The sequence below is a fragment of the Bacillus sp. YH3-2-B2 genome, from assembly GCF_053663335.1.
This window is the reverse complement of the sequence record NZ_JBSJQE010000003.1, coordinates 598,199-617,720: the sequence shown is the minus strand read 5'-3', so window position 1 is coordinate 617,720 and position 19,522 is coordinate 598,199. Positions and strand designations below refer to the sequence as shown.

Sequence of the window (19,522 nt, the reverse complement as noted above, 5' to 3'; positions counted from 1 at the left end):
ACGCTATGTTTGGAAGAACATATTATTGTGGCGAGATAACTGAAAAAGCGATTGGCGAAACCGTCAAACTGAAAGGGTGGGTGCAGAAACGGCGCGATCTCGGCGGCTTGATTTTCATTGATTTGCGGGACCGCTCGGGTATTGTGCAAGTCGTGTTCAACCCTGACGTATCGAAGGAAGCCCTTGCCGCAGCGGAAGCAATCAGAAACGAATATGTGCTTGATATCGAAGGCACGGTTTCTGCCCGTGAAGAAGGCACGGTGAATCCCAACCTGAAAACCGGTAAAATTGAAATCAAAGCTGAAGCGGTGACGGTGCTCAGTACGGCGAAAACGCCTCCGTTTCCGATCAGTGACCAGGCGGCTGACGTTTCTGAAGACGTCCGGTTAAAACACCGCTATTTGGATTTGCGCCGCCCGGCGATGTTTCAAACATTGCAAATGCGCCATCAAGTCACAAAATCCATCCGCCATTTCTTGGATGAAAACGGATTTCTTGATATTGAAACACCGATTTTAACAAAAAGTTCTCCCGAAGGCGCCCGTGATTACTTAGTGCCGAGCCGGGTGCATGAAGGGGAATTTTACGCCCTTCCGCAATCGCCGCAGATTTTTAAACAGCTTCTGATGGTGTCGGGCTTTGAACGGTATTATCAAGTGGCCCGCTGCTTCCGCGATGAAGACTTGCGTGCCGACCGCCAGCCGGAATTTACGCAGATTGATATTGAAATGTCCTTTATGAGTCAAGAGGACATCATGGCTCTGGCGGAAGAGATGATGGCGAAAGTCATGCTTGAAACAAAAGGTGTTGAAGTACCGTTGCCGCTTCCGCGAATGACATATGAAGAAGCGATGAACAGCTACGGTTCCGACAAACCCGATACCCGCTTCGGCATGCTGCTGACGGACGTGTCAGACATAGTGAAAGATACTGAATTTAAGGTGTTCTCATCAGCCGTGGCAAACGGCGGCGTTGTAAAAGCGATCAATGTCAAAGGCGCTGCCGGCGACTATTCCAGAAAAGATATCGATGCGCTCGGCGTTTTTGCCGGAAATTACGGCGCGAAAGGTCTCGCTTGGGTGAAAGTTGAAGCTGACGGCGTAAAAGGCCCGATTGCGAAATTCTTTGATGAAGAGAAGCAGGCAAAACTGGCTGAAGCGCTTAATGCTTCTGAAGGCGATCTGCTCCTGTTCGGCGCTGATAAGTTTGAGGTTGTGGCTCAATCCCTCGGCGCGCTTCGCTTAAAACTAGGCAAAGAACGCGGCCTGATTGACGAAAGCCTCTTCAACTTCCTGTGGGTTGTGGACTGGCCGTTACTGGAGCATGACGAGGAAGAAGGCCGTTTCTATGCGGCTCACCATCCGTTTACAATGCCTGTCCGTGAAGATCTTGACCTGATTGAAACGGCGCCTGAAGATATGAAAGCGCAGGCTTACGACCTTGTCTTAAACGGCTATGAACTCGGCGGAGGCTCAATCCGTATTTTTGAAAAAGACGTTCAGGAAAAAATGTTCGGGCTTCTCGGCTTTACAAAAGAAGAAGCGGAGGAGGAGTTCGGATACCTTCTTGAAGCCTTTGAATACGGCGCCCCTCCGCACGGCGGAATCGCGCTCGGCTTAGACCGGTTGGTTATGCTTCTAGCAGGCCGCACTAACTTAAGAGATACGATCGCTTTCCCGAAAACGGCAAGCGCAAGCTGCCTTCTTACGGAAGCGCCCGGCGAAGTGAGCGACGCCCAGCTTGAAGAACTTCACCTTTCTGTCAAAAGAAAAGTGAAACAGTAAAGATCGGCAGTTTGTTTCTTGAAAATCAAAATCTGCTGTGATATGATTTTGACAAGTTAAATAAAGTCCTGATGTGTTAGTTGTACACCTAGTTTTGACCGAACATTTTTTTGATTTGGGAGCCCGCATTTTTAAATGGCGTACATGCCTCTTTTCATTCGCTAAAGAGGACTTACAAGATTTAAAAAAGGGCACCCACCTGCTGAGAGCGGGTTCAAAACGAAGGAAAGCTGCAACGGCACAATTGGGACTTTATTTTTTGTGCGCTAAAACCAGCGGCTTTCTGACAAGCCGAGTTTATAAAACCAGAATGTGGAGTGAGTCTCTTGTTACATCAGTTTTCCAGAAATGAGCTAGCGATTGGAAAAGAAGGGCTGGACACGTTAAGAAACAGCACGGTTGCCGTTCTCGGCGTCGGCGGAGTCGGTTCATTCGCAGCCGAAGCATTGGCGAGGTCCGGAGTGGGGCGGATCGTGCTTGTCGATAAAGATGATGTTGACATTACAAACGTAAACCGCCAGCTGCATGCGCTCTTGTCGACGGTGGGACAGCCGAAAACAGAATTGATGAAAGAGCGGATCGCTGATATTAATCCGGATTGTGACGTCGTCGCCTTAAAAATGTTTTATACAGAAGAGACGTATGAGCAGTTCTTTGAGTATCCGCTCGATTACGTCATTGACGCGTCGGATACGATTCATTATAAAATTCATCTGATGAAAGAATGTCTGAAACGGAATGTTCCGCTGATTTCAAGCATGGGAGCGGCGAATAAAACAGACCCGACACGCTTTCAGATTGCTGACATTTCAAAAACCCATACTGATCCGATTGCCAAAGTCGTCCGCACAAGGCTTCGTAAAGAGGGCATTAAAAAAGGCATACAGGTCATTTTTTCTGATGAAAGCCCGATCGTCATCCGTGAAGACGTCAGAAAAGAAGTCGGGAATGATGAAGCGAAAATCCGCAAAGCGCAAATGCCGCCGTCTTCCAACGCCTGGGTTCCGTCAGTGGCCGGTCTGATTATGGGCGGACATGTTGTCATGGAGCTCTTAAAGGACATTGACATTAAACGGGTTAAAGATAAGTAAAAAGAAAAACAGCCTTCTTCAGGAAAGGCTGTTTTTTTATTTTAATCCGCCGTTTACACGAAAGATCTTGTCCGGTTATTTTTTCTGCTTCATCAGTTTTTCATACACTTGCTTTATGGCGGCTTCAAATTTCCCCGTTTGTTTCGGTTTATAGTATTGCTTGTTTTTTAACGGATCGGGCAAATATTGCTGTTCGACCCATCCATTCTCGAAATCGTGAGGATATTGATAGCCGATCCCGCGTCCGAGCTCTTGGGCCCCTTTATAGTGGGCGTCTTTTAAATGTTTCGGCACATCGCCGATTTTACCAGTCCTGATGTCTTTGAGCGCCTCATCAACGGCTGAGATGGCGGAGTTTGATTTTGGCGAGAGGCATAATTCGATTACCGCATTGGCCAGCGGAATTCTCGCTTCCGGAAAGCCGATCCGTTCTGCGGTCTGAATCGCGCTCAGCACCCGGGGGCCTGCCTGCGGGCTTGCGAGGCCGATATCTTCATAGGCGATCACGAGAAGTCTTCTTGATATGCTTTCAAGGTCTCCGGCTTCGATCAGACGGGCCAGATAATGAAGGGCGGCGTTTGCATCCGAGCCCCGGATCGATTTTTGGAACGCGGATAAGACGTCATAATGCGCATCGCCGTTTTTATCATGGGTATAGCTTTTTTTCTGCAGACATTCTTCCGCCGTTTCCCGTGTAATCCGGATCGTGCCGTCGCTTGATTCCTTTGTGGAGAGCACGGCAAGCTCCAGTGCGTTCAAAGCGGAGCGGACGTCTCCTCCGCATCCTTGTGCGAAATGATCCATCGCGTCGTCGTCCACCGAAACGCTGTAGGAACCGAGTCCCCGGTGTTCATCTGTGAGCGCTCTTTTCAATGCCTGCTTGATCAGATCGGGTGTTAACGGTTCAAGCTCAAATATCTGGGTTCGGCTTCTGATGGCCGGGTTAATGGCATGATAAGGGTTGGCGGTCGTCGCGCCGATTAAAATAATCATGCCGTTTTCTAAATAGGGCAGCAGAAAATCCTGCTTTCCCTTATCAAGCCTGTGCACTTCATCAAGGATTAAAATGACCTGGCCTGACATTTTCGCTTCCTGTACGACAATCTCCATGTCTTTTTTATTATGAATGACGGCATTCAATTTCCTGAATGCGATGCTTGTCGATCCTGCGATCGCTGTGGCGATGGACGTTTTTCCGATGCCCGGCGGTCCGTACAGGATCATGGATGATAAGTGCTTCGCACGCACCATTCTGCCGATGATTTTATCTTCTTTGACCAAATGTTCCTGACCGATAATGTCTTCGATATTGGCAGGCCGCATCCGATACGCCAATGGTTTCATGAACATCTCTCCTTACATATACAGGGTAACGGAAAACGGCCGATTAGAAAAGCGAATTGCGGCGGGCCCCGTGTTTCAATGAAAATTAGGATAAGTTATGTTATAATAACAGTTGGTCTATAAGATACTAAACAGATTATTCATATCCATTTACTTGTATAAATTAACAATTAGAATTGACTGGGGTGTTCATATTGAAAATATCGACAAAGGGAAGATACGGGCTCACCATTATGATTGAATTGGCGAAAAAGCACGGAGACGGTCCGACGTCGCTCAAAAGCATCGCCCAAACAAACAGCCTTTCTGAGCATTACTTGGAACAGCTTGTATCACCGCTCAGAAACGCCGGACTCGTAAAAAGCATCAGAGGCGCTTACGGGGGTTACGTGCTCGGGGGCCAGCCTGAAGAGATAACGGCCGGAGATATTATCAGAGTGCTGGAAGGGCCGATCAGCCCGGTAGAAGTGCTTGAGGATGAAGAGCCTGCCAAGCGGGAGTTATGGATCCGCATCCGCGACGCTGTAAAAGACGTGCTGGACAGCACGACGTTAGAAGACCTTGCGAGCTACACGGACGGCGAGCAGGAAGCTTATATGTTCTATATTTAAACCAGAGGTGTAAAGACAATGGAACGGATTTATTTAGATCATGCCGCGACTTCCCCGATGGATGAACGTGTGCTCGAAGAAATGAAGCCCCATTTCTTCGGCAGTTTCGGCAACCCGTCAAGCATTCATTCATTCGGGAGAGAATCCCGGAAATGGGTCGATGAAGCGAGAGCGGACATCGCGCGCGAAATCAGTGCGAAAGAACAGGAAATTATTTTCACAAGCGGCGGCACGGAGGCTGATAATTTAGCGATTTTCGGAACGGCTGCCGCCCGGAAGAATGAAGGAAAGCATATCATTACGACCGCTGTTGAGCATCATGCTGTATTGCACGCCTGCGAAAAGCTGGAAGAAGACGGCTTTGAGGTGACATACCTCATCCCCGGCCCTTCAGGACGGATCAGTGCAAATCAGGTGAAAGAAGCGCTCCGTGATGATACAATCCTTGTTACCGTCATGTATGGCAATAACGAAGTCGGAACCATTCAGCCGATTGACGAAATCGGAGAGCTGTTAAGCGGGCACCAGGCCTATTTTCACACAGATGCCGTTCAGGCATTCGGTTATATGCCGATTGATGTGAAAAAAAGCAGAATTGACATGCTGTCTGTTTCCGGTCACAAGCTTAACGGGCCTAAAGGGACAGGCTTTTTATATGTAAATCAAGAGGTGAAGCTGTCACCGATTCTTCTTGGGGGAGAGCAGGAACGAAAGCGCCGCGCGGGGACGGAAAATGTACCGGGCATCGCCGGCTTAAAAGAAGCGGTCGTCCTTTCAAACCGTGAGAGGGAAGAGAAAACAGCGAAGTATAAGGAGTTTAAGAACATCATCATGAGCACGCTGGAAGAAGCCGGCGTCACAGCGGAGGTGAACGGAGATGCCGAGAAATGCCTGCCTCATATTTTAAACCTTTACTTTCCCGGTGTGCCGGTGGAAGCGCTGCTGGTCAATCTTGACATGGAAGGCATTGCCGTATCCAGCGGATCTGCTTGTACAGCGGGATCCGTTCTTCCGTCCCATGTGCTTACGGCCATGTTCGGAAGTGAAAGCGGCAGGCTGACTTCGTCAATCCGCCTCAGCTTCGGCCTCGGCAATACGGCGGAACAAATCGAAACAGCCGCCGAAAAGCTTGCCGCCGTCGTTAAACGGCTTGCTTAAAACGGCGGACTTACGTTTTTAATGGAGTGAATGCAAATGGAAAAACGGCCGGAGGATACAAGAGTCGTAGTCGGCATGTCCGGCGGCGTGGACTCTTCCGTGGCGGCCCTTCTGCTGAAGGAGCAGGGCTACGATGTAATCGGAATCTTTATGAAAAACTGGGATGATACGGACGAAAACGGTTTTTGCACGGCAACGGAAGATTATGAAGACGTCATCCGGGTCTGCAACCAGATCGGAATTCCGTATTATGCCGTCAATTTTGAGAAGCAATATTGGGAAAAGGTATTTCAATATTTCCTTGATGAATATAAAGCCGGAAGAACCCCCAATCCGGATGTCATGTGCAATAAAGAAATTAAGTTTAAGGCTTTCTTGGATCATGCTCTGTCACTCGGCGCGGATTATCTTGCGACGGGCCATTACGCACGCGTGGATAGAAGCGCAGGTACAGTGCGCATGCTCCGCGGTCTGGATGAAAACAAGGACCAGACTTATTTTCTGAATCAGCTCAATCAGGAACAGCTCAGCAAAGTCATGTTCCCGATCGGTGATCTGCAAAAAAGCCGCGTGCGGGAAATCGCCAAAGAAGCGGAACTTGCGACAGCTGCGAAAAAAGACAGCACGGGAATCTGCTTTATCGGCGAACGCAACTTCAAAACGTTTCTCAGCCAATATCTCCCCGCTCAGCCGGGCGATATGATGACAATGGACGGAGAAATAAAAGGGCGTCATGACGGTCTGATGTATTATACAATCGGACAGCGCCACGGTCTTGGAATCGGCGGAAGCGGCGAGCCGTGGTTCGCCGTCGGTAAAGATCTTGAAAAAAACATTCTGTATGTTGATCAAGGATTCCATAATCCGCTTCTGTATTCCGATAAGATCACGGCGACAAATGTCAGCTGGACGCGTCCCGGTCTGATGGACAGCGGCGAAATGACATGCACGGCGAAATTCCGCTACCGTCAGGAAGATCACAAAGTAACGGTGAAAATGACGGGTGATGATGAAGCGGAAATCATTTTTGACGGGCAGGTACGCGCCGTTACGCCGGGACAAGCCGTCGTTTTTTATGACGGAGAAGAGTGCCTCGGCGGCGGAACGATAGATGACGTTTATAAAGACGGAACAAAACTGTGGTACGTATAACACATGTAAAAAACCTCAACTCGCATGTTGGGGTTTTTTAGCGAAAGGAAGTTAAAAATGGATTATAATAAAATCGGGATTGACGCCATGCAGGAGGGCGATTTTGAAAAAGCGGCAGAGGCTTTTACGAAAGCGATTGAGGAAAACGGCCAAGACCCGGTGCCGTACATCAACTTCGCAAATCTGCTTTCTTCTGTGAACGAACTCGAACGGGCGCTTGCATTCTATAACAGAGCGCTTGAATTGGACAATTCGGCGGCAGCCGCTTATTACGGTGCGGGAAACGTATATGTGATGAAAGAATCGTTTTCCGAAGCGAAGGATATGTTTGAAAAAGCGCTTCGCTCCGGAATGGAAAACGGAGATTTGTTTTATATGCTGGGGACCGTTCTCGTTAAATTAGAGCGGCCGAAGCTTGCGCTGCCGTATTTGCAGCGTGCCGTTGAATTAAACGAAAATGACACGGAAGCGCGCTTCCAGTTCGGAATGTGTCTCGCAAATGAAGAAATGCTGGATGAGGCTCTTGCGCAGTTTGAGAAGGTGGTCGAGCAGGATCCAAGCCACGCGGACGCATTTTATAATGCCGGGGTCGCTTACGCGTACAAAGAAAATCGTGAAAAGGCGCTTGAGATGCTGGAAGGCGCAATCGGCATACAGCCTGATCATATGCTTGCGCTTCATGCGAAACAGCTTATCACCCAGTCATAACAAAAGGAGGGAAGGCTCGTGGATCAGCTGAACATCGAAGAACAGCCGTATGTAAAAGGCGTCATTCATACGGTCATTTATCATAATGACACCAACCTGTATACAGTGCTGAAAGTCAAGGTTGCAGAAACGTCTGAGGCGATCGAAGACAAGGTCGTATCCGTAACGGGCTACTTCCCTCTGCTGCAAGAAGATGAGACCTACACATTTTACGGAAAAACCGCCACGCATCCTAAGTTCGGCCTGCAATTTCAGGCTGAACACTTTAAAAAAGAAATTCCGACCACAAAAGAAGGGATCATTCACTATTTATCAAGTGATCTGTTTGAAGGAATCGGAAAAAAAACGGCGGAAGAAATCGTCAAAAAGCTTGGAGACGGCGCGCTCAATAAAATTCTGGCTGATGCATCGGTGCTTTATGATGTGCCGAAAATGTCAAAAAAGAAAGCGGACAAACTGGCGGGAGAGCTGCAGCGGCATCAGGGTCTTGAGCAGATTATGATCTCTCTGAACCAATACGGTTTCGGGCCCCAGCTATCCATGAAAATATATCAGGCCTACGAAACGGAAACCTTGGAGAAAATTCAGGAAAATCCTTATCAGCTTGTAAAAGACGTTGAAGGCATCGGCTTTGTGAAAGCTGACGAGCTGGGCGGAAAAATGGGTCTGTCAGGAAACCACCCGGAGCGGATCAAAGCGGCAATCTTATATACGATTGAATCGACCTGTCTTTCAGAGGGCCATACGTACATAGAGACAAAGCAGCTGATTATCAATACGCAAACGCTCCTGAATCAGTCAGCTGAAGGCGGCCGCGTCACGGAGATGGATGCGGCTGACGGCATCATCGCCCTCGGGGAGAGTAAGGATATCGTCATTGAAGGAGAGCGCTGCTATTTTCCGTCCTTGTTTTACGCCGAACAAAACGTCGCAAAACGCGTGCTCGACATTGCGGCCCAGACGGAGTATGCCGATCAGTTTCCTGAATCGGAATTTCTTCTTGCGCTCGGTGAACTGGAAGAACGGATGAATGTTCAATACGCACCAAGCCAAAAGGATGCCATTCAAAAAGCGCTGTCCTCGCCGATGCTTTTACTGACCGGAGGACCGGGAACGGGGAAAACGACCGTTATTAAAGGAATCGTGGAATTATACAGTGAACTGCACGGCGTATCCCTTGACCCTGGTGATTATAAAAAAGATGAAGCATTTCCGGTGCTGCTTGCCGCGCCGACCGGAAGAGCCGCAAAACGAATGAGCGAATCTACGGGTCTGCCGGCTGTTACGATTCACAGGCTGCTTGGCTGGAATGGCGCTGAAGGCTTTACCTACAATGAAGATCAGCCGATTGAAGGGAAACTGATCATTATAGACGAAGCGAGTATGCTCGATATTTGGCTCGCCAGCCATTTGTTTAAGGCGCTTCCTAAGCACATTCAGCTCATTATAGTCGGTGATGAAGACCAGCTTCCTTCAGTAGGACCGGGGCAGGTGCTCAGAGACCTTTTGGCTTCTGAGGTGCTGCCGACCGTGCGCCTGACAGATATTTACCGTCAGGCTGAAGGATCATCCATTGTGGAACTTGCCCATGATATGAAAAAAGGGCTGCTTCCAAAGGGGCTGACCGCGCCGACAAAGGACCGCTCATTTATCCGCTGTAATTCTTCACAGATTAAAGAAGTCGTGGACCAGGTCGTCTCGAACGCGTTAAAAAAGGGGTATACCTCCAGAGATATTCAAGTGCTTGCCCCGATGTACAGGGGAAAAGCGGGAATTAACGAGCTGAACATGCTTCTTCAGGACATCATGAATCCGCCGAAAGAAAAAAGGCGGGAGCTGAAATTCGGGGATGTCGTCTACAGGACGGGCGATAAAATATTGCAGCTTGTCAACCAGCCGGAAAACAATGTGTTTAACGGCGATATCGGCGAAATCGTGTCCATTTTTTATGCCAAAGAAAATACGGAAAAAGAAGACATGGTCGTCGTCTCGTTTGACGGCAACGAAATCACCTTTACGAAAAAGGATTTCAGCCAGTTTACCCACGCTTACTGCTGTTCCATTCATAAGTCGCAGGGAAGCGAATTCCCGATTGTCGTCCTGCCTGTCGTCAAAGGCTACTATCGAATGCTCAGGAGAAATCTGCTTTATACCGCCATTACAAGAGCGAAAAAATTCCTGATTCTTTGCGGAGAAGAAGAAGCGCTTGAATGGGGCGTCAAAAACAATGATGCCACCGTCAGACAGACGTCGCTTAAAAACAGGCTCACAGAGCAGACTGAAGAGATGGATGCAGAACTGGCCGCCCTGCAAAAAGAGCTGCCGTTCAGTGTATACGATGCGAACATCGGAATGGAAGGCATCACGCCTTTTGACTTTATGGAAGAAAAAGCGTAAATAAAACCCGGCACATGTTTATGCGCCGGTTTTTCGCCTGTGGAAGTCATTTCAAAGTATGCTGCCCGGCTTCTTGGCAAAACCTATACGTGTTCAACAAAAGGTGGTTGATCACACTTTGAGAACATGCCATGCAGCTGAAGGACGAACAGTATATGACGAAAACACCGGGCGCAGTCTCGGAATGATATCGGATGTATGTTTCTCTCTGGACGGCCGGTTTCTCGGTTTCGTGCTGGAGCAGAAACGCTTGTTTCACAACCGCCATCTTTTTTTAGGGGCAAGTGATATAAAAGAGATGGATCAAGAAGCCGTAGCTGCCGGTCATGCTCATTTGCAGCCTTTGCCGAAGAGCTGTTTCACCTTTGAACAGATTAAAATGCAGCCGGTGAAATCGCCTGATGGTGAAATGTTCGGTTTGCTGGAAGATGTATACTTTTGTTTGGACAGGGGCATAATCGTAGCATATGAACTCTCGGACGGCTTCTTTTCAGATCTGGCTGGCAGACGCCAAGTGCGCCGCGCCGCCGATACGCTTATTGAAGCGGGGAAAGAAGGCATCGTCCTGAACGGATAAGAGGTGTAGTCTGTGCTTGTATGTCCGAACTGCAAAAGTAAAGATATCGGCAAAATCGGCGTAAACCAATACTATTGCTGGGGCTGCTTCATTGAGCTGACGGTGGCCAAAGGCAAAATTGCGACACATCAAGTAGAGGAAGACGGCACGTTAAGCAGTCTTGATGATTTGTTTTCTGAAGACGAACGCAGTATCAATTTTTAAAGTTGAAAGGAGATACGCGCGATGGGCAGAACAATGACCTCTCTGTTGGCTTTAGGAGCTGGAGCCGTTATGTATCGTATGGCTTCTCAGTCCGATATGCTGAATAAAAAAGGGATGAAACGGATGAGAAGACGAGTCATGAAAATGTTTTAAGCAGAAAAAAGGATACTTCTCCGGAAGTATCCTTTTTACGTTTGTCTCGCTTCCAGCCGTCTGGCTGCGAGAGACAGGCTGTAATTGACCGCGAAATACATCAGGGCCGCCAGCAGAAAGATCGGGAAAAAATACCCCCCGTCAGCGCTTTGTCCGTTTAAAATCTGCGCGTTATGAATCAGTTCGGGCAGAGCGATGACGACCGCAAGTGACGTATCCTTTAATAAGGAGATAAACTGGCTCACAATCGGAGGAACCATACGCCTGAGCGCCTGCGGCATGACGACGAGAAAAAGAGTCTGCGTGTACGTCAGTCCTGAAGAACGCGCCGCTTCAATCTGTCCTTTGTCAACGGATTGCAAACCGCTTCTGATGATTTCTGACAGCATGGCCGATTCAAAAATCGTCAGCGCCGTGATGGCGGCCGCGGTAATTTCCAGTTTGATCCCGATTTCCGGAAGGGCAAAAAACGTAAAGAAAATGATTAATAACAGCGGCAGGTTGCGGATGGTTTCCACAATGGCCGCTATAATGCCCGAGACGATAGGAATTTTCGCATAGCGCAAAGTGCCGGCGGCAAGCCCGAAAATAAAACTCAGGACAATGGAGATCAGCGCAACATAAAGTGTGACCAAAAAGCCGTCCCATAAAAACAGCAGATGGTCAGGTGTATAGGCGCCGCTAAAATCCATGTTTTTCACTCTCCTTCTCTAATAACTCTTTCCGAGACGTCTTTCCAAATAGTGAACCCCGATGCTGAGCGGGATCGTTAATATCAAATAAAAAAGCGCGACGAAAATATAGACATCAAACACGACAAGAGTGCTCGAGGACACGAGATCCGCCTGATACATCAAATCGAGTCCCGCCACCACTCCGAGTATTGATGAGTTTTTGACAAGGTTGAGAAATTGGTTTCCGAGCGGGGGAATGACGATTTTTACGGCCTGAGGAAGAATGATATATCTCATCGCCTGACTGTAGGTGAAGCCTGACGATCTGGCCGCTTCCATCTGCCCATTGGGGACAGTCTGAATTCCGGCTCTGATGGCTTCTGCGATAAAGGCGGACGTGTAAATCGTAAGCGCAATTGTTCCCGCCTGAAAGCCGTCCAGTCTCAGCCCGGCGTTCGGAAGTCCGAAATAAAAAACGAATGTGATGAGGAGAAGCGGGATGTTCCGGATAAATTCCACATACGCAGTGCCGATCCATTGAAGGGGTTTGAAAGCCGTGATTCTCATGACTGCGATCAGAACGCCCACCGCAAAGCTGCCTGCCAGCGCGATGAAGCTCGCAAGCAATGTGTGCAGGAAACCGTCCATATACATATCGAAGTTTTCCGTTAAAATTGAAAAGTTCATCTATGTCACTCCTTATAAAACGGGGATGAGCATGCCTGCTCATCCCGCGATCCGTCCTATTTTGCCGGTTCTTCTTTTATCCATTTTTTATAGATTTTTTCGTACCTGCCGTCGGCTTTCATTTTTTTCAAAGAGGCGTTGATTTCTTTGACAAGGCCGGATTGGCCTTTTTTGACGGCGATTCCGTAAGGTTCATCGGTGAAGGTTTCGCCTGTCAGCTGATATTGTTTATTTTCATCCGCCATGCCGTATAAAATCGCATTATCGGTTGTGAGCGCATCTCCCTGTCCCGCTTTAAGCGCAGTGAACGCTTCGGCGTAATTTTCAAATTCCAGCACTGAGGCGTCAGGCGCTTTTTCCCTGATGTTCTGTGAGGAAGTGGAGCCTTTTACCGCCAATACTTTTGAGCCTTTTCCCAGGTCTTCGGTGCTTTTGATGCTGCTTCCTTTTTTGACGAGCAGGGATTGCCCGGCTTCAAAATAAACATCTGAGAAATCAACTTCTTTTTTCCGCTCATCCGTTATCGTCATCGTGGCGGTGATGGCGTCGATATCGCCGTTTTGCAGCATCGGAATCCTCGTTTTTGACGTCACTTCTTTAAATTCCGCTTTCTTCTCATCCCCCAGAATATCTTTTGCGAGCTGTTTTGAGATATCAATATCGAAGCCTTCAATATCACCGGAGCTTGGGTTTTTCAGCCCGAATAACCTCGTATCGGTTTTGACGCCGAAGATGATTTTGTCTCTGTCTTTAATAGAGGCTAACGTGTCTTTTCCCGTTCCTTTTGAATCCCCGGACGTTTCTTTCCCTCCGCAGGCTGCCAGCATAAAGACGGCCAGCAGTGATATCAATCCGAATGACAACCATTTTGTTACGCGTGACATAAGCGCTCCTCCGTTTCTTTTCAGTGATTTAAAATACGGCTTAAGAATAAACGCGCCCTCTCTTCACGGGGGCTTTCGTAAAATTCAGCCGGTGCAGCTTCTTCTAAGATGGATCCGCCGTCGATAAACACGATGCGGTCCGCCACTTCTTTTGCGAATCCCATTTCATGTGTGACGACTGCCATGGTCATGCCTTCCTTTGCGAGTGTTTTCATGACATCCAGCACTTCCCCTATCATTTCCGGATCAAGCGCGGATGTGGGTTCATCAAACAGCATAATCTCGGGCTTCATCGCAAGCCCCCTGGCGATGGCGACACGCTGCTGCTGGCCGCCGGAAAGCTGTGAAGGATAAGCGTCCGCTTTGTCCGGTATACCGACTTTTTTCAAATAGTATAAGGCCGTTTCCTTTGCTTCTTCTTTTGATTGCTTGAGCACTTTGATCGGTGCGAGCATGATGTTTTGCAGAACGGTTTTGTGCGGGTACAGATGAAAATGCTGAAACACCATGCCGATATTCCGGCGGACCTGATTGATATCCGTTTTCTTGTCATGGATGGAGACGCCGTTTACCGTTAAGGCGCCTCCATCAACTGTTTCCAGCTGATTAATGCAGCGGAGAAGCGTGCTTTTTCCCGATCCTGAAGGTCCGATGATAACGACGACTTCCCCTTTTTTAATGTGCAGATTAATGTTTTTCAGCACGTGGAAATGTCCGTAGTGCTTATTTACATCCTGAAATGAAATCATGGCCATCCTCCTTAAAAAAACATGAGTCATATTGACTGGACAGTTTTGAAATCCTTTAACACATTACGATGGTTATACAGACTTTTATGAATATTAGTTAGACTATTTCGTAATTTCTGATAATTATTTCCGTCAAGAGGTCTGCGTCATAAGGCGGAGTTTATGAATCGGGAATAATTCCGGCTTTCTGTCAAAAGATAAAGCAAGAGGTGAAACGTCATGCTTCAAAAACCGCTGCAGCTCTTAATGTGGACGGCTGTATGTCTGCTCGTTTTGTTAACAGTGTATGTCTTTTGCATGCTCGATATGTTATGGTCTCCCATTTGGCTTGTTATAAAATCTCTCTTTATTCCTATATTCATCGCAGTATTTATTGCTTATCTTTTACTTCCGATTACTGAATGGCTTCATAGAAAAGGGATGCCTAGAACTTTAAGCCTGCTTCTGATTTATTGCCTGTTTTTCGGCGGAATCGGCTGGGGGGTTTATAAAGGGGTTCCTGTTTTAATTGAACAGCTGCAGGATCTGTCTGAGAGCATTCCCGGTCTGGCCGAAAACTACAACAGCATGCTGAGGCATCTGCATAATCACACGGATCATTGGCCTGACGGCATGCACCATCGGATGGACAAAATGATTCAGCAGACAGAAACGTTTCTTGCCGGCACGATTGAAAGCACGATCAGAAGCATCCGTTTCGTGCTTGATTATATCCTGATCGCGGCGACGATTCCTTTTCTCGTGTTCTATATGGTGAAGGATATAGACGTTATGAAAAAGACGGTCTGGTATTTGACGCCGAAATCCTGGAGAAAAAGGGGGAGTGAATTTCTGCGGGATGTGGACGACTCTCTCGGTGATTACATCCGCGGTCAGCTTCTCGTTTGTTTTTTGCTCGGGTTCATAGCCGGCGTTTCATTTTGGCTGTTCGGGCTTCCTTACCCGCTGATTTTGGGCCTTGCCATCGGGATTACGAATGTCATCCCGTATTTCGGTCCGTTTATCGGCGCTGTGCCGGCGCTGCTCCTTTCGCTGGCGATTTCCTCCAAGGCTGTGATCATCGTAATCGTCACGATTTTTATTCTTCAATTTATAGAAGGAAACATTTTGAGCCCGCTCATTGTCGGCCGAAGTCTCAGGATGCACCCCGTCGTGATCATGCTTGCGCTTCTTGCCGGAGGGGAGCTCGCGGGCATTCCCGGCATGATTCTCGCTGTTCCGGCGGCAGCCGTTTTAAAAGTGACGGCCATTCACTTTTTGCGGATCAGGACGGAACATTGACATTCGGGTTCTGCTTGTCTATAATTTCGAGTAGAATACATACGAATCTCGAGTGACGGATATGAGTACGCCGAAGCCCTGTTTAAGAGAGAAGCTCCGATACGCTGAAAGGAGCTTCAGCAGAAGATCGGCCGAAGCTAATCCTGAGTGCAGTTAAAGGCTGCCGCAATCCTGCGTTACGGGATGAAAGGTGACAGGCCTTTTTCGGCCTGTAATCAGGGTGGTACCGCGAGACAGCTCTCGTCCCTGTGTGAACGCATGGTTTGCATAGGGAGAGAGCTTTTTTGCTGTCGCAAAAGAGAATTTCGGGTAGTGATAAGGAGGAATATAGATGAAACACTTAACTTCTGCTGAAGTGCGTCAAATGTTTTTAGATTTCTTTAAAGAAAAAGGCCATGCCGTTGAACCGAGCGCCTCATTGGTTCCGCATGAAGATCCGTCTTTATTATGGATCAACAGCGGCGTTGCGACGCTGAAAAAATACTTTGACGGCCGCGTTGTGCCGGAGAATCCGAGAATTGTAAACGCGCAAAAATCAATCCGCACAAATGATATTGAAAATGTGGGGAAAACGGCGCGCCACCACACGTTCTTTGAGATGCTCGGAAATTTTTCCATCGGTGATTATTTTAAAGAAGAAGCCATCACGTGGGCTTGGGAGTTTTTAACGAGCGAAAAGTGGATCGGCTTTGATCCGGAGCTGTTGTCTGTAACGGTTCACCCTGAGGATGAAGAAGCTTATACGCTATGGGCGGAAAAAATCGGCGTTCCGGAAGAAAGAATCATCCGTCTGGAAGGGAACTTCTGGGATATCGGCGAAGGCCCGAGCGGACCGAATACAGAAATTTTCTATGACCGCGGCGAGAAATACGGCAATGATCCGTCAGATTCTGAATTGTATCCGGGCGGCGAAAATGACCGCTATCTTGAAGTGTGGAACCTGGTATTCTCAGAGTTCAACCACAACCCGGACGGCACGTACACACCGCTTCCGAAGAAAAACATTGATACGGGCATGGGGCTTGAACGGATGGTCTCCGTGATTCAGGACGTCCCGACAAACTTTGACACTGATTTGTTTATGCCGATTATTGAAGCAACAGAGCGTATTTCCGGAGATACTTACGGAAAGGATGCAGTGAAGGATACGGCCTTTAAAGTGATCGCCGATCATATCAGAACGGTCGCATTTGCGGTAAGCGACGGAGCTCTGCCGTCAAATGAAGGGCGCGGGTATGTACTGAGACGCCTCTTGCGCCGGGCGGTGCGATACGCGAAAACCATCGGTATCAGCCGTCCGTTTATGTACGAGCTGGTTCCGACTGTTGCAGGAATTATGGACGCTTTCTATCCGGAGGTGAAAGAAAAGCAAGAGTTTATCGCCAAAGTCATCAAAACGGAGGAAGAGCGCTTCCATGAAACATTAAACGAAGGTCTGGCCATTTTATCCGACGTGATAAAGAAAGAGAAGGAAAAAGGCAGCGGCATCATCTCCGGAAAAGACGTATTCAAACTGTACGATACATACGGATTCCCGGTTGAATTGACGGAGGAATACGCGGAAGATGAGCAAATGAAGGTTGACCATAAAGGCTTTGAAGCCGAAATGGAAAAACAGCGTGAACGGGCGAGAAATGCGCGCCAAGATGTAGGAAGCATGCAGGTGCAGGGCGGCGCATTGCGCGACATTACCGCAGAAAGCACATTTGTCGGCTACAGTTCCGTAAAAGCTGAAGCGAAGGTAATCGAGCTTCTTCATGACGGTCAATTAATCAGCGAGGCGCAGGAAGGGGATACCGTCCAAATCCTTCTCGACAAAACGCCTTTCTATGCTGAAAGCGGCGGACAGATCGGTGACAGAGGAGTGCTGAGAAGCGAGCAGGCTGTCGTAACCATTAAGGACGTGAAAAAAGCTCCGAACGGTCAGCATGTACACGAAGGCACGGTGGATAGCGGCACGATTCAAAAAGGCGCAAGCGTGACGGCTGAAGTTGAAGATCAAATGAGAAGCGGCGTGGTGAAAAACCATACAGCAACCCACCTTCTGCACCAGGCGCTGAAAGACGTTCTCGGCACACATGTCAACCAAGCGGGTTCACTCGTTACCGAAAATCGTCTGCGTTTTGACTTCTCTCATTTCGGTCAAGTGACAAAAGAAGAACTTGAACGCATTGAAGGAATCGTCAACGAAAAAATCTGGGAGAGCATTCCGGTAGCGATTGATTTGAAACCGATCAATGAAGCGAAAGAAATGGGCGCGATGGCCCTGTTCGGCGAGAAATACGGCGATATCGTCCGCGTCGTACAAGTCGGAGATTACAGCCTTGAGCTTTGCGGCGGATGCCATGTCACGAATACGGCTGAAATCGGTCTGTTTAAAATCGTATCCGAATCAGGGATCGGCGCAGGTACGCGAAGAATCGAAGCCGTAACAGGAAAAGGCGCTTATCAGGAAATGAACAGCCAGCTCAGCCTTCTGCAGCACGCTGCGGACGAGCTGAAATCAAACGTAAAAGACGTACCGAAGCGAATTCAGTCTCTTCAAGCAGAGCTGAAGGAAGCGCAAAGAGAAAATGAATCATTGCTCAGCAAACTTGGCAATGTGGAAGCCGGAGCCATTCTGTCTAAAGTAAAAGACATCGGCGGCGTAAAAGTGCTGGCTGAAAAAGTAAATGCGAAAGACATGAACCACCTTCGCACTATGGTGGATGATCTGAAAGCGAAGCTCGGTTCTGCGGTCATCATTCTCGGCGCCGTGCAAAACGAGAAAGTCAACCTTTCAGCAGGCGTGACGAAAGACCTGATCGAAAAAGGCCTTCACGCCGGCAAAATGGTCAAACAAGCGGCTGAAGTCTGCGGAGGCGGAGGCGGAGGCCGTCCGGACATGGCGCAGGCCGGCGGAAAGCAGCCTGAAAAATTGGAAGAGGCGCTCGCATCTGCGGAAGATTGGATAAAATCCGTTTTATAATCCTTTCAACTAGTGTAGAATGATGATAAGATGAGGACCTCAGGCTGAACTTTGCCTGCGAATTTGGGAAAGAGGTGCAAAACGGTGAGCTCGTTTGATAAAACGATGAAATTTAATTTCTCCGATGATTCTGCTGAAACAAACGTCGAAGAAGTGCTGATTACGGTATATGATGCGCTTCAGGAAAAGGGGTACAATCCTATCAACCAGATTGTCGGATACTTGCTGTCTGGAGATCCTGCATACATTCCTAGGCATCGCGACGCCCGGAACTTAATTCGCAAACTGGAACGTGACGAATTAATCGAGGAATTGGTAAAATCCTATCTAGAACAGCATAAAGAGGCGTAAATACATTCATGAGAATATTGGGACTTGATCTTGGAACGAAAACACTCGGCGTAGCTTTAAGCGATGAAATGGGCTGGACCGCTCAGGGCATTGAGACGATAAAAATAAACGAGGCTGAAGGAGATTACGGTCTGGACCGTTTATCCGAGCTGATGAAAGACTATAATGTAGAGAAGATCGTGCTCGGTTTTCCGAAAAACATGAACGGGACGATCGGTCCGAGAGGCGAAGCCAGCCAAACATTTGCGAAACTGCTTGAAACAGCGTACAATGTCCCTGTTGTGCTGTGGGACGAGCGTCTGACGACGATGGCGGCTGAAAAAATGCTGATCGCGGCTGACGTCAGCAGGCAAAAACGAAAAAAAGTCATTGATAAAATGGCGGCTGTCATGATCCTTCAAGGATATCTGGACAGTTTAAACTAAGAGGTGAAAGAAATGGAACACGGCGAAAAACATATTACAATTGTCGATGATCAAGGCAACGAACAGCTTTGCGAAGTGCTGTTCACATTTGAAAACGACACATTCAACAAATCTTACGTACTTTATTATCCGATTGATGCTCAAGACGATGATGAAATCGAAATTCACGCTTCAAGCTTCGAACCGAACGAAAACGGTGAAGACGGCGAACTGATGCCGATTGAAACCGATGAAGAGTGGGAAATGATCGAAGAAACGCTGAACACGTTTTTAGCGGAAGAAGACGAAGAATAAAATGAACGGAAAAAGCCGGAGCGCATATGC

20 protein-coding genes, 1 other RNA gene and 1 other annotated feature are annotated in these 19,522 nt (G+C 48.2%); of the genes, 16 read left to right on the top strand and 5 right to left on the bottom strand.

Going from position 1 to position 19,522, the window contains the following annotated elements; translation table 11 throughout:
- Positions 1 to 5 precede the first annotated feature (5 nt).
- The 3 genes from aspS to ACWJJX_RS13265 all read left to right on the top strand — a co-directional run bounded on the left by aspS (position 6) and on the right by ACWJJX_RS13265 (position 2,875).
- Positions 6 to 1,784, top strand: a complete 1,779-nt coding sequence (aspS, locus tag ACWJJX_RS13275; RefSeq protein ID WP_060674699.1) for an aspartate--tRNA ligase — start codon at positions 6 to 8, stop codon at positions 1,782 to 1,784.
- 62 nt (positions 1,785 to 1,846) lie between these two features.
- Positions 1,847 to 2,039: non-coding RNA, 6S RNA (ssrS, locus tag ACWJJX_RS13270), on the top strand.
- A gap of 71 nt (positions 2,040 to 2,110) precedes the next feature.
- Positions 2,111 to 2,875 (top strand): tRNA threonylcarbamoyladenosine dehydratase, encoded by a 765-nt coding sequence (locus ACWJJX_RS13265; RefSeq protein ID WP_255763913.1) that lies wholly within the window; start codon positions 2,111 to 2,113, stop codon positions 2,873 to 2,875.
- Positions 2,876 to 2,950: 75 nt separating this feature from the next.
- On the opposite strand, the gene ACWJJX_RS13260 is transcribed toward ACWJJX_RS13265, so the two are convergent.
- Complete coding sequence (locus ACWJJX_RS13260) at positions 2,951 to 4,219, bottom strand: replication-associated recombination protein A (RefSeq protein WP_003152729.1); 1,269 nt, start codon at positions 4,217 to 4,219, stop codon at positions 2,951 to 2,953.
- A 194-nt stretch (positions 4,220 to 4,413) separates the two neighbouring features.
- Here ACWJJX_RS13260 and cymR point away from each other — a divergent pair, with 194 nt between their 5' ends.
- The 8 genes from cymR to ACWJJX_RS13220 all read left to right on the top strand — a co-directional run bounded on the left by cymR (position 4,414) and on the right by ACWJJX_RS13220 (position 11,179).
- Entirely contained in the window at positions 4,414 to 4,830 is a 417-nt protein-coding gene (gene cymR, locus ACWJJX_RS13255; RefSeq protein WP_003152730.1) for a cysteine metabolism transcriptional regulator CymR, read from the top strand.
- 18 nt (positions 4,831 to 4,848) lie between these two features.
- Positions 4,849 to 5,988, top strand: coding sequence for a cysteine desulfurase family protein (locus ACWJJX_RS13250; RefSeq protein WP_071391560.1), 1,140 nt, complete (start codon positions 4,849 to 4,851; stop codon positions 5,986 to 5,988).
- 36 nt (positions 5,989 to 6,024) lie between these two features.
- Positions 6,025 to 7,140 (top strand): tRNA 2-thiouridine(34) synthase MnmA, encoded by a 1,116-nt coding sequence (gene mnmA, locus ACWJJX_RS13245; protein ID WP_058906210.1) that lies wholly within the window; start codon positions 6,025 to 6,027, stop codon positions 7,138 to 7,140.
- Positions 7,141 to 7,227: 87 nt separating this feature from the next.
- Positions 7,228 to 7,848, top strand: coding sequence for a tetratricopeptide repeat protein (locus ACWJJX_RS13240; RefSeq protein ID WP_155589874.1), 621 nt, complete (start codon positions 7,228 to 7,230; stop codon positions 7,846 to 7,848).
- Positions 7,849 to 7,866: 18 nt separating this feature from the next.
- A complete protein-coding gene (gene recD2 / locus ACWJJX_RS13235; RefSeq protein ID WP_058906208.1) occupies positions 7,867 to 10,245 on the top strand; it encodes an SF1B family DNA helicase RecD2 in 2,379 nt (792 codons plus the stop codon).
- 118 nt (positions 10,246 to 10,363) lie between these two features.
- Positions 10,364 to 10,822, top strand: a complete 459-nt coding sequence (locus tag ACWJJX_RS13230; RefSeq protein WP_017418223.1) for a PRC-barrel domain-containing protein — start codon at positions 10,364 to 10,366, stop codon at positions 10,820 to 10,822.
- A 12-nt stretch (positions 10,823 to 10,834) separates the two neighbouring features.
- Positions 10,835 to 11,026 (top strand): hypothetical protein, encoded by a 192-nt coding sequence (locus ACWJJX_RS13225; RefSeq protein WP_003152738.1) that lies wholly within the window; start codon positions 10,835 to 10,837, stop codon positions 11,024 to 11,026.
- A 21-nt stretch (positions 11,027 to 11,047) separates the two neighbouring features.
- Entirely contained in the window at positions 11,048 to 11,179 is a 132-nt protein-coding gene (locus ACWJJX_RS13220; RefSeq protein WP_003152741.1) for a YrzQ family protein, read from the top strand.
- A 35-nt stretch (positions 11,180 to 11,214) separates the two neighbouring features.
- Here the strand turns inward: ACWJJX_RS13220 and ACWJJX_RS13215 are convergent, their stop codons facing one another.
- From ACWJJX_RS13215 to ACWJJX_RS13200, 4 genes are read right to left on the bottom strand one after another with little or no spacing between them, the layout of a single operon-like run.
- Positions 11,215 to 11,871 carry an amino acid ABC transporter permease gene (locus ACWJJX_RS13215; RefSeq protein ID WP_015417903.1) on the bottom strand — a complete coding sequence of 219 codons (657 nt, stop codon included), beginning with the start codon at positions 11,869 to 11,871 and terminating at the stop codon, positions 11,215 to 11,217.
- A gap of 18 nt (positions 11,872 to 11,889) precedes the next feature.
- Positions 11,890 to 12,540 (bottom strand): amino acid ABC transporter permease, encoded by a 651-nt coding sequence (locus ACWJJX_RS13210; protein WP_182069314.1) that lies wholly within the window; start codon positions 12,538 to 12,540, stop codon positions 11,890 to 11,892.
- 56 nt (positions 12,541 to 12,596) lie between these two features.
- On the bottom strand, positions 12,597 to 13,424 hold the full coding sequence (locus ACWJJX_RS13205; RefSeq protein WP_070082155.1) for a transporter substrate-binding domain-containing protein: 828 nt from the start codon (positions 13,422 to 13,424) through the stop codon (positions 12,597 to 12,599).
- 20 nt (positions 13,425 to 13,444) lie between these two features.
- A complete protein-coding gene (locus ACWJJX_RS13200; protein ID WP_014305489.1) occupies positions 13,445 to 14,173 on the bottom strand; it encodes an amino acid ABC transporter ATP-binding protein in 729 nt (242 codons plus the stop codon).
- Positions 14,174 to 14,392: 219 nt separating this feature from the next.
- Between ACWJJX_RS13200 and ACWJJX_RS13195 the strand changes: the two genes are divergently transcribed.
- The 5 genes from ACWJJX_RS13195 to ACWJJX_RS13175 all read left to right on the top strand — a co-directional run bounded on the left by ACWJJX_RS13195 (position 14,393) and on the right by ACWJJX_RS13175 (position 19,492).
- Positions 14,393 to 15,454 carry an AI-2E family transporter gene (locus ACWJJX_RS13195; protein ID WP_014305488.1) on the top strand — a complete coding sequence of 354 codons (1,062 nt, stop codon included), beginning with the start codon at positions 14,393 to 14,395 and terminating at the stop codon, positions 15,452 to 15,454.
- Between the two features lie 43 nt (positions 15,455 to 15,497).
- Positions 15,498 to 15,705 (top strand) — a binding site (T-box leader).
- A gap of 80 nt (positions 15,706 to 15,785) precedes the next feature.
- A complete protein-coding gene (gene alaS / locus ACWJJX_RS13190) occupies positions 15,786 to 18,422 on the top strand; it encodes an alanine--tRNA ligase (protein ID WP_071391563.1) in 2,637 nt (878 codons plus the stop codon).
- Positions 18,423 to 18,506: 84 nt separating this feature from the next.
- Entirely contained in the window at positions 18,507 to 18,773 is a 267-nt protein-coding gene (locus ACWJJX_RS13185; RefSeq protein ID WP_003152749.1) for an IreB family regulatory phosphoprotein, read from the top strand.
- 8 nt (positions 18,774 to 18,781) lie between these two features.
- Positions 18,782 to 19,198 carry a Holliday junction resolvase RuvX gene (ruvX, locus tag ACWJJX_RS13180; RefSeq protein ID WP_003152750.1) on the top strand — a complete coding sequence of 139 codons (417 nt, stop codon included), beginning with the start codon at positions 18,782 to 18,784 and terminating at the stop codon, positions 19,196 to 19,198.
- A gap of 12 nt (positions 19,199 to 19,210) precedes the next feature.
- A complete protein-coding gene (locus ACWJJX_RS13175) occupies positions 19,211 to 19,492 on the top strand; it encodes a DUF1292 domain-containing protein (RefSeq protein ID WP_003152751.1) in 282 nt (93 codons plus the stop codon).
- The last annotated feature ends 30 nt before the right edge of the window (positions 19,493 to 19,522 follow it).

What these genes read in the sequence shown, in the direction of transcription:
- ACWJJX_RS13210 (WP_182069314.1), bottom strand. Translation starts at nt 12,540, where the DNA reads ATGAACTTTTCAATTTTAACGGAAAACTTCGATATGTATATGGACGGT.
- mnmA (WP_058906210.1), top strand. Translation starts at nt 6,025, where the DNA reads ATGGAAAAACGGCCGGAGGATACAAGAGTCGTAGTCGGCATGTCCGGC.
- aspS (WP_060674699.1), top strand. Translation starts at nt 6, where the DNA reads ATGTTTGGAAGAACATATTATTGTGGCGAGATAACTGAAAAAGCGATT.
- ACWJJX_RS13260 (WP_003152729.1), bottom strand. Translation starts at nt 4,219, where the DNA reads ATGAAACCATTGGCGTATCGGATGCGGCCTGCCAATATCGAAGACATT.
- ACWJJX_RS13220 (WP_003152741.1), top strand. Translation starts at nt 11,048, where the DNA reads ATGGGCAGAACAATGACCTCTCTGTTGGCTTTAGGAGCTGGAGCCGTT.
- ruvX (WP_003152750.1), top strand. Translation starts at nt 18,782, where the DNA reads ATGAGAATATTGGGACTTGATCTTGGAACGAAAACACTCGGCGTAGCT.
- ACWJJX_RS13250 (WP_071391560.1), top strand. Translation starts at nt 4,849, where the DNA reads ATGGAACGGATTTATTTAGATCATGCCGCGACTTCCCCGATGGATGAA.
- ACWJJX_RS13175 (WP_003152751.1), top strand. Translation starts at nt 19,211, where the DNA reads ATGGAACACGGCGAAAAACATATTACAATTGTCGATGATCAAGGCAAC.
- ACWJJX_RS13215 (WP_015417903.1), bottom strand. Translation starts at nt 11,871, where the DNA reads ATGGATTTTAGCGGCGCCTATACACCTGACCATCTGCTGTTTTTATGG.
- ACWJJX_RS13205 (WP_070082155.1), bottom strand. Translation starts at nt 13,424, where the DNA reads ATGTCACGCGTAACAAAATGGTTGTCATTCGGATTGATATCACTGCTG.
- alaS (WP_071391563.1), top strand. Translation starts at nt 15,786, where the DNA reads ATGAAACACTTAACTTCTGCTGAAGTGCGTCAAATGTTTTTAGATTTC.
- ACWJJX_RS13240 (WP_155589874.1), top strand. Translation starts at nt 7,228, where the DNA reads ATGCAGGAGGGCGATTTTGAAAAAGCGGCAGAGGCTTTTACGAAAGCG.
- ACWJJX_RS13200 (WP_014305489.1), bottom strand. Translation starts at nt 14,173, where the DNA reads ATGATTTCATTTCAGGATGTAAATAAGCACTACGGACATTTCCACGTG.
- ACWJJX_RS13195 (WP_014305488.1), top strand. Translation starts at nt 14,393, where the DNA reads ATGCTTCAAAAACCGCTGCAGCTCTTAATGTGGACGGCTGTATGTCTG.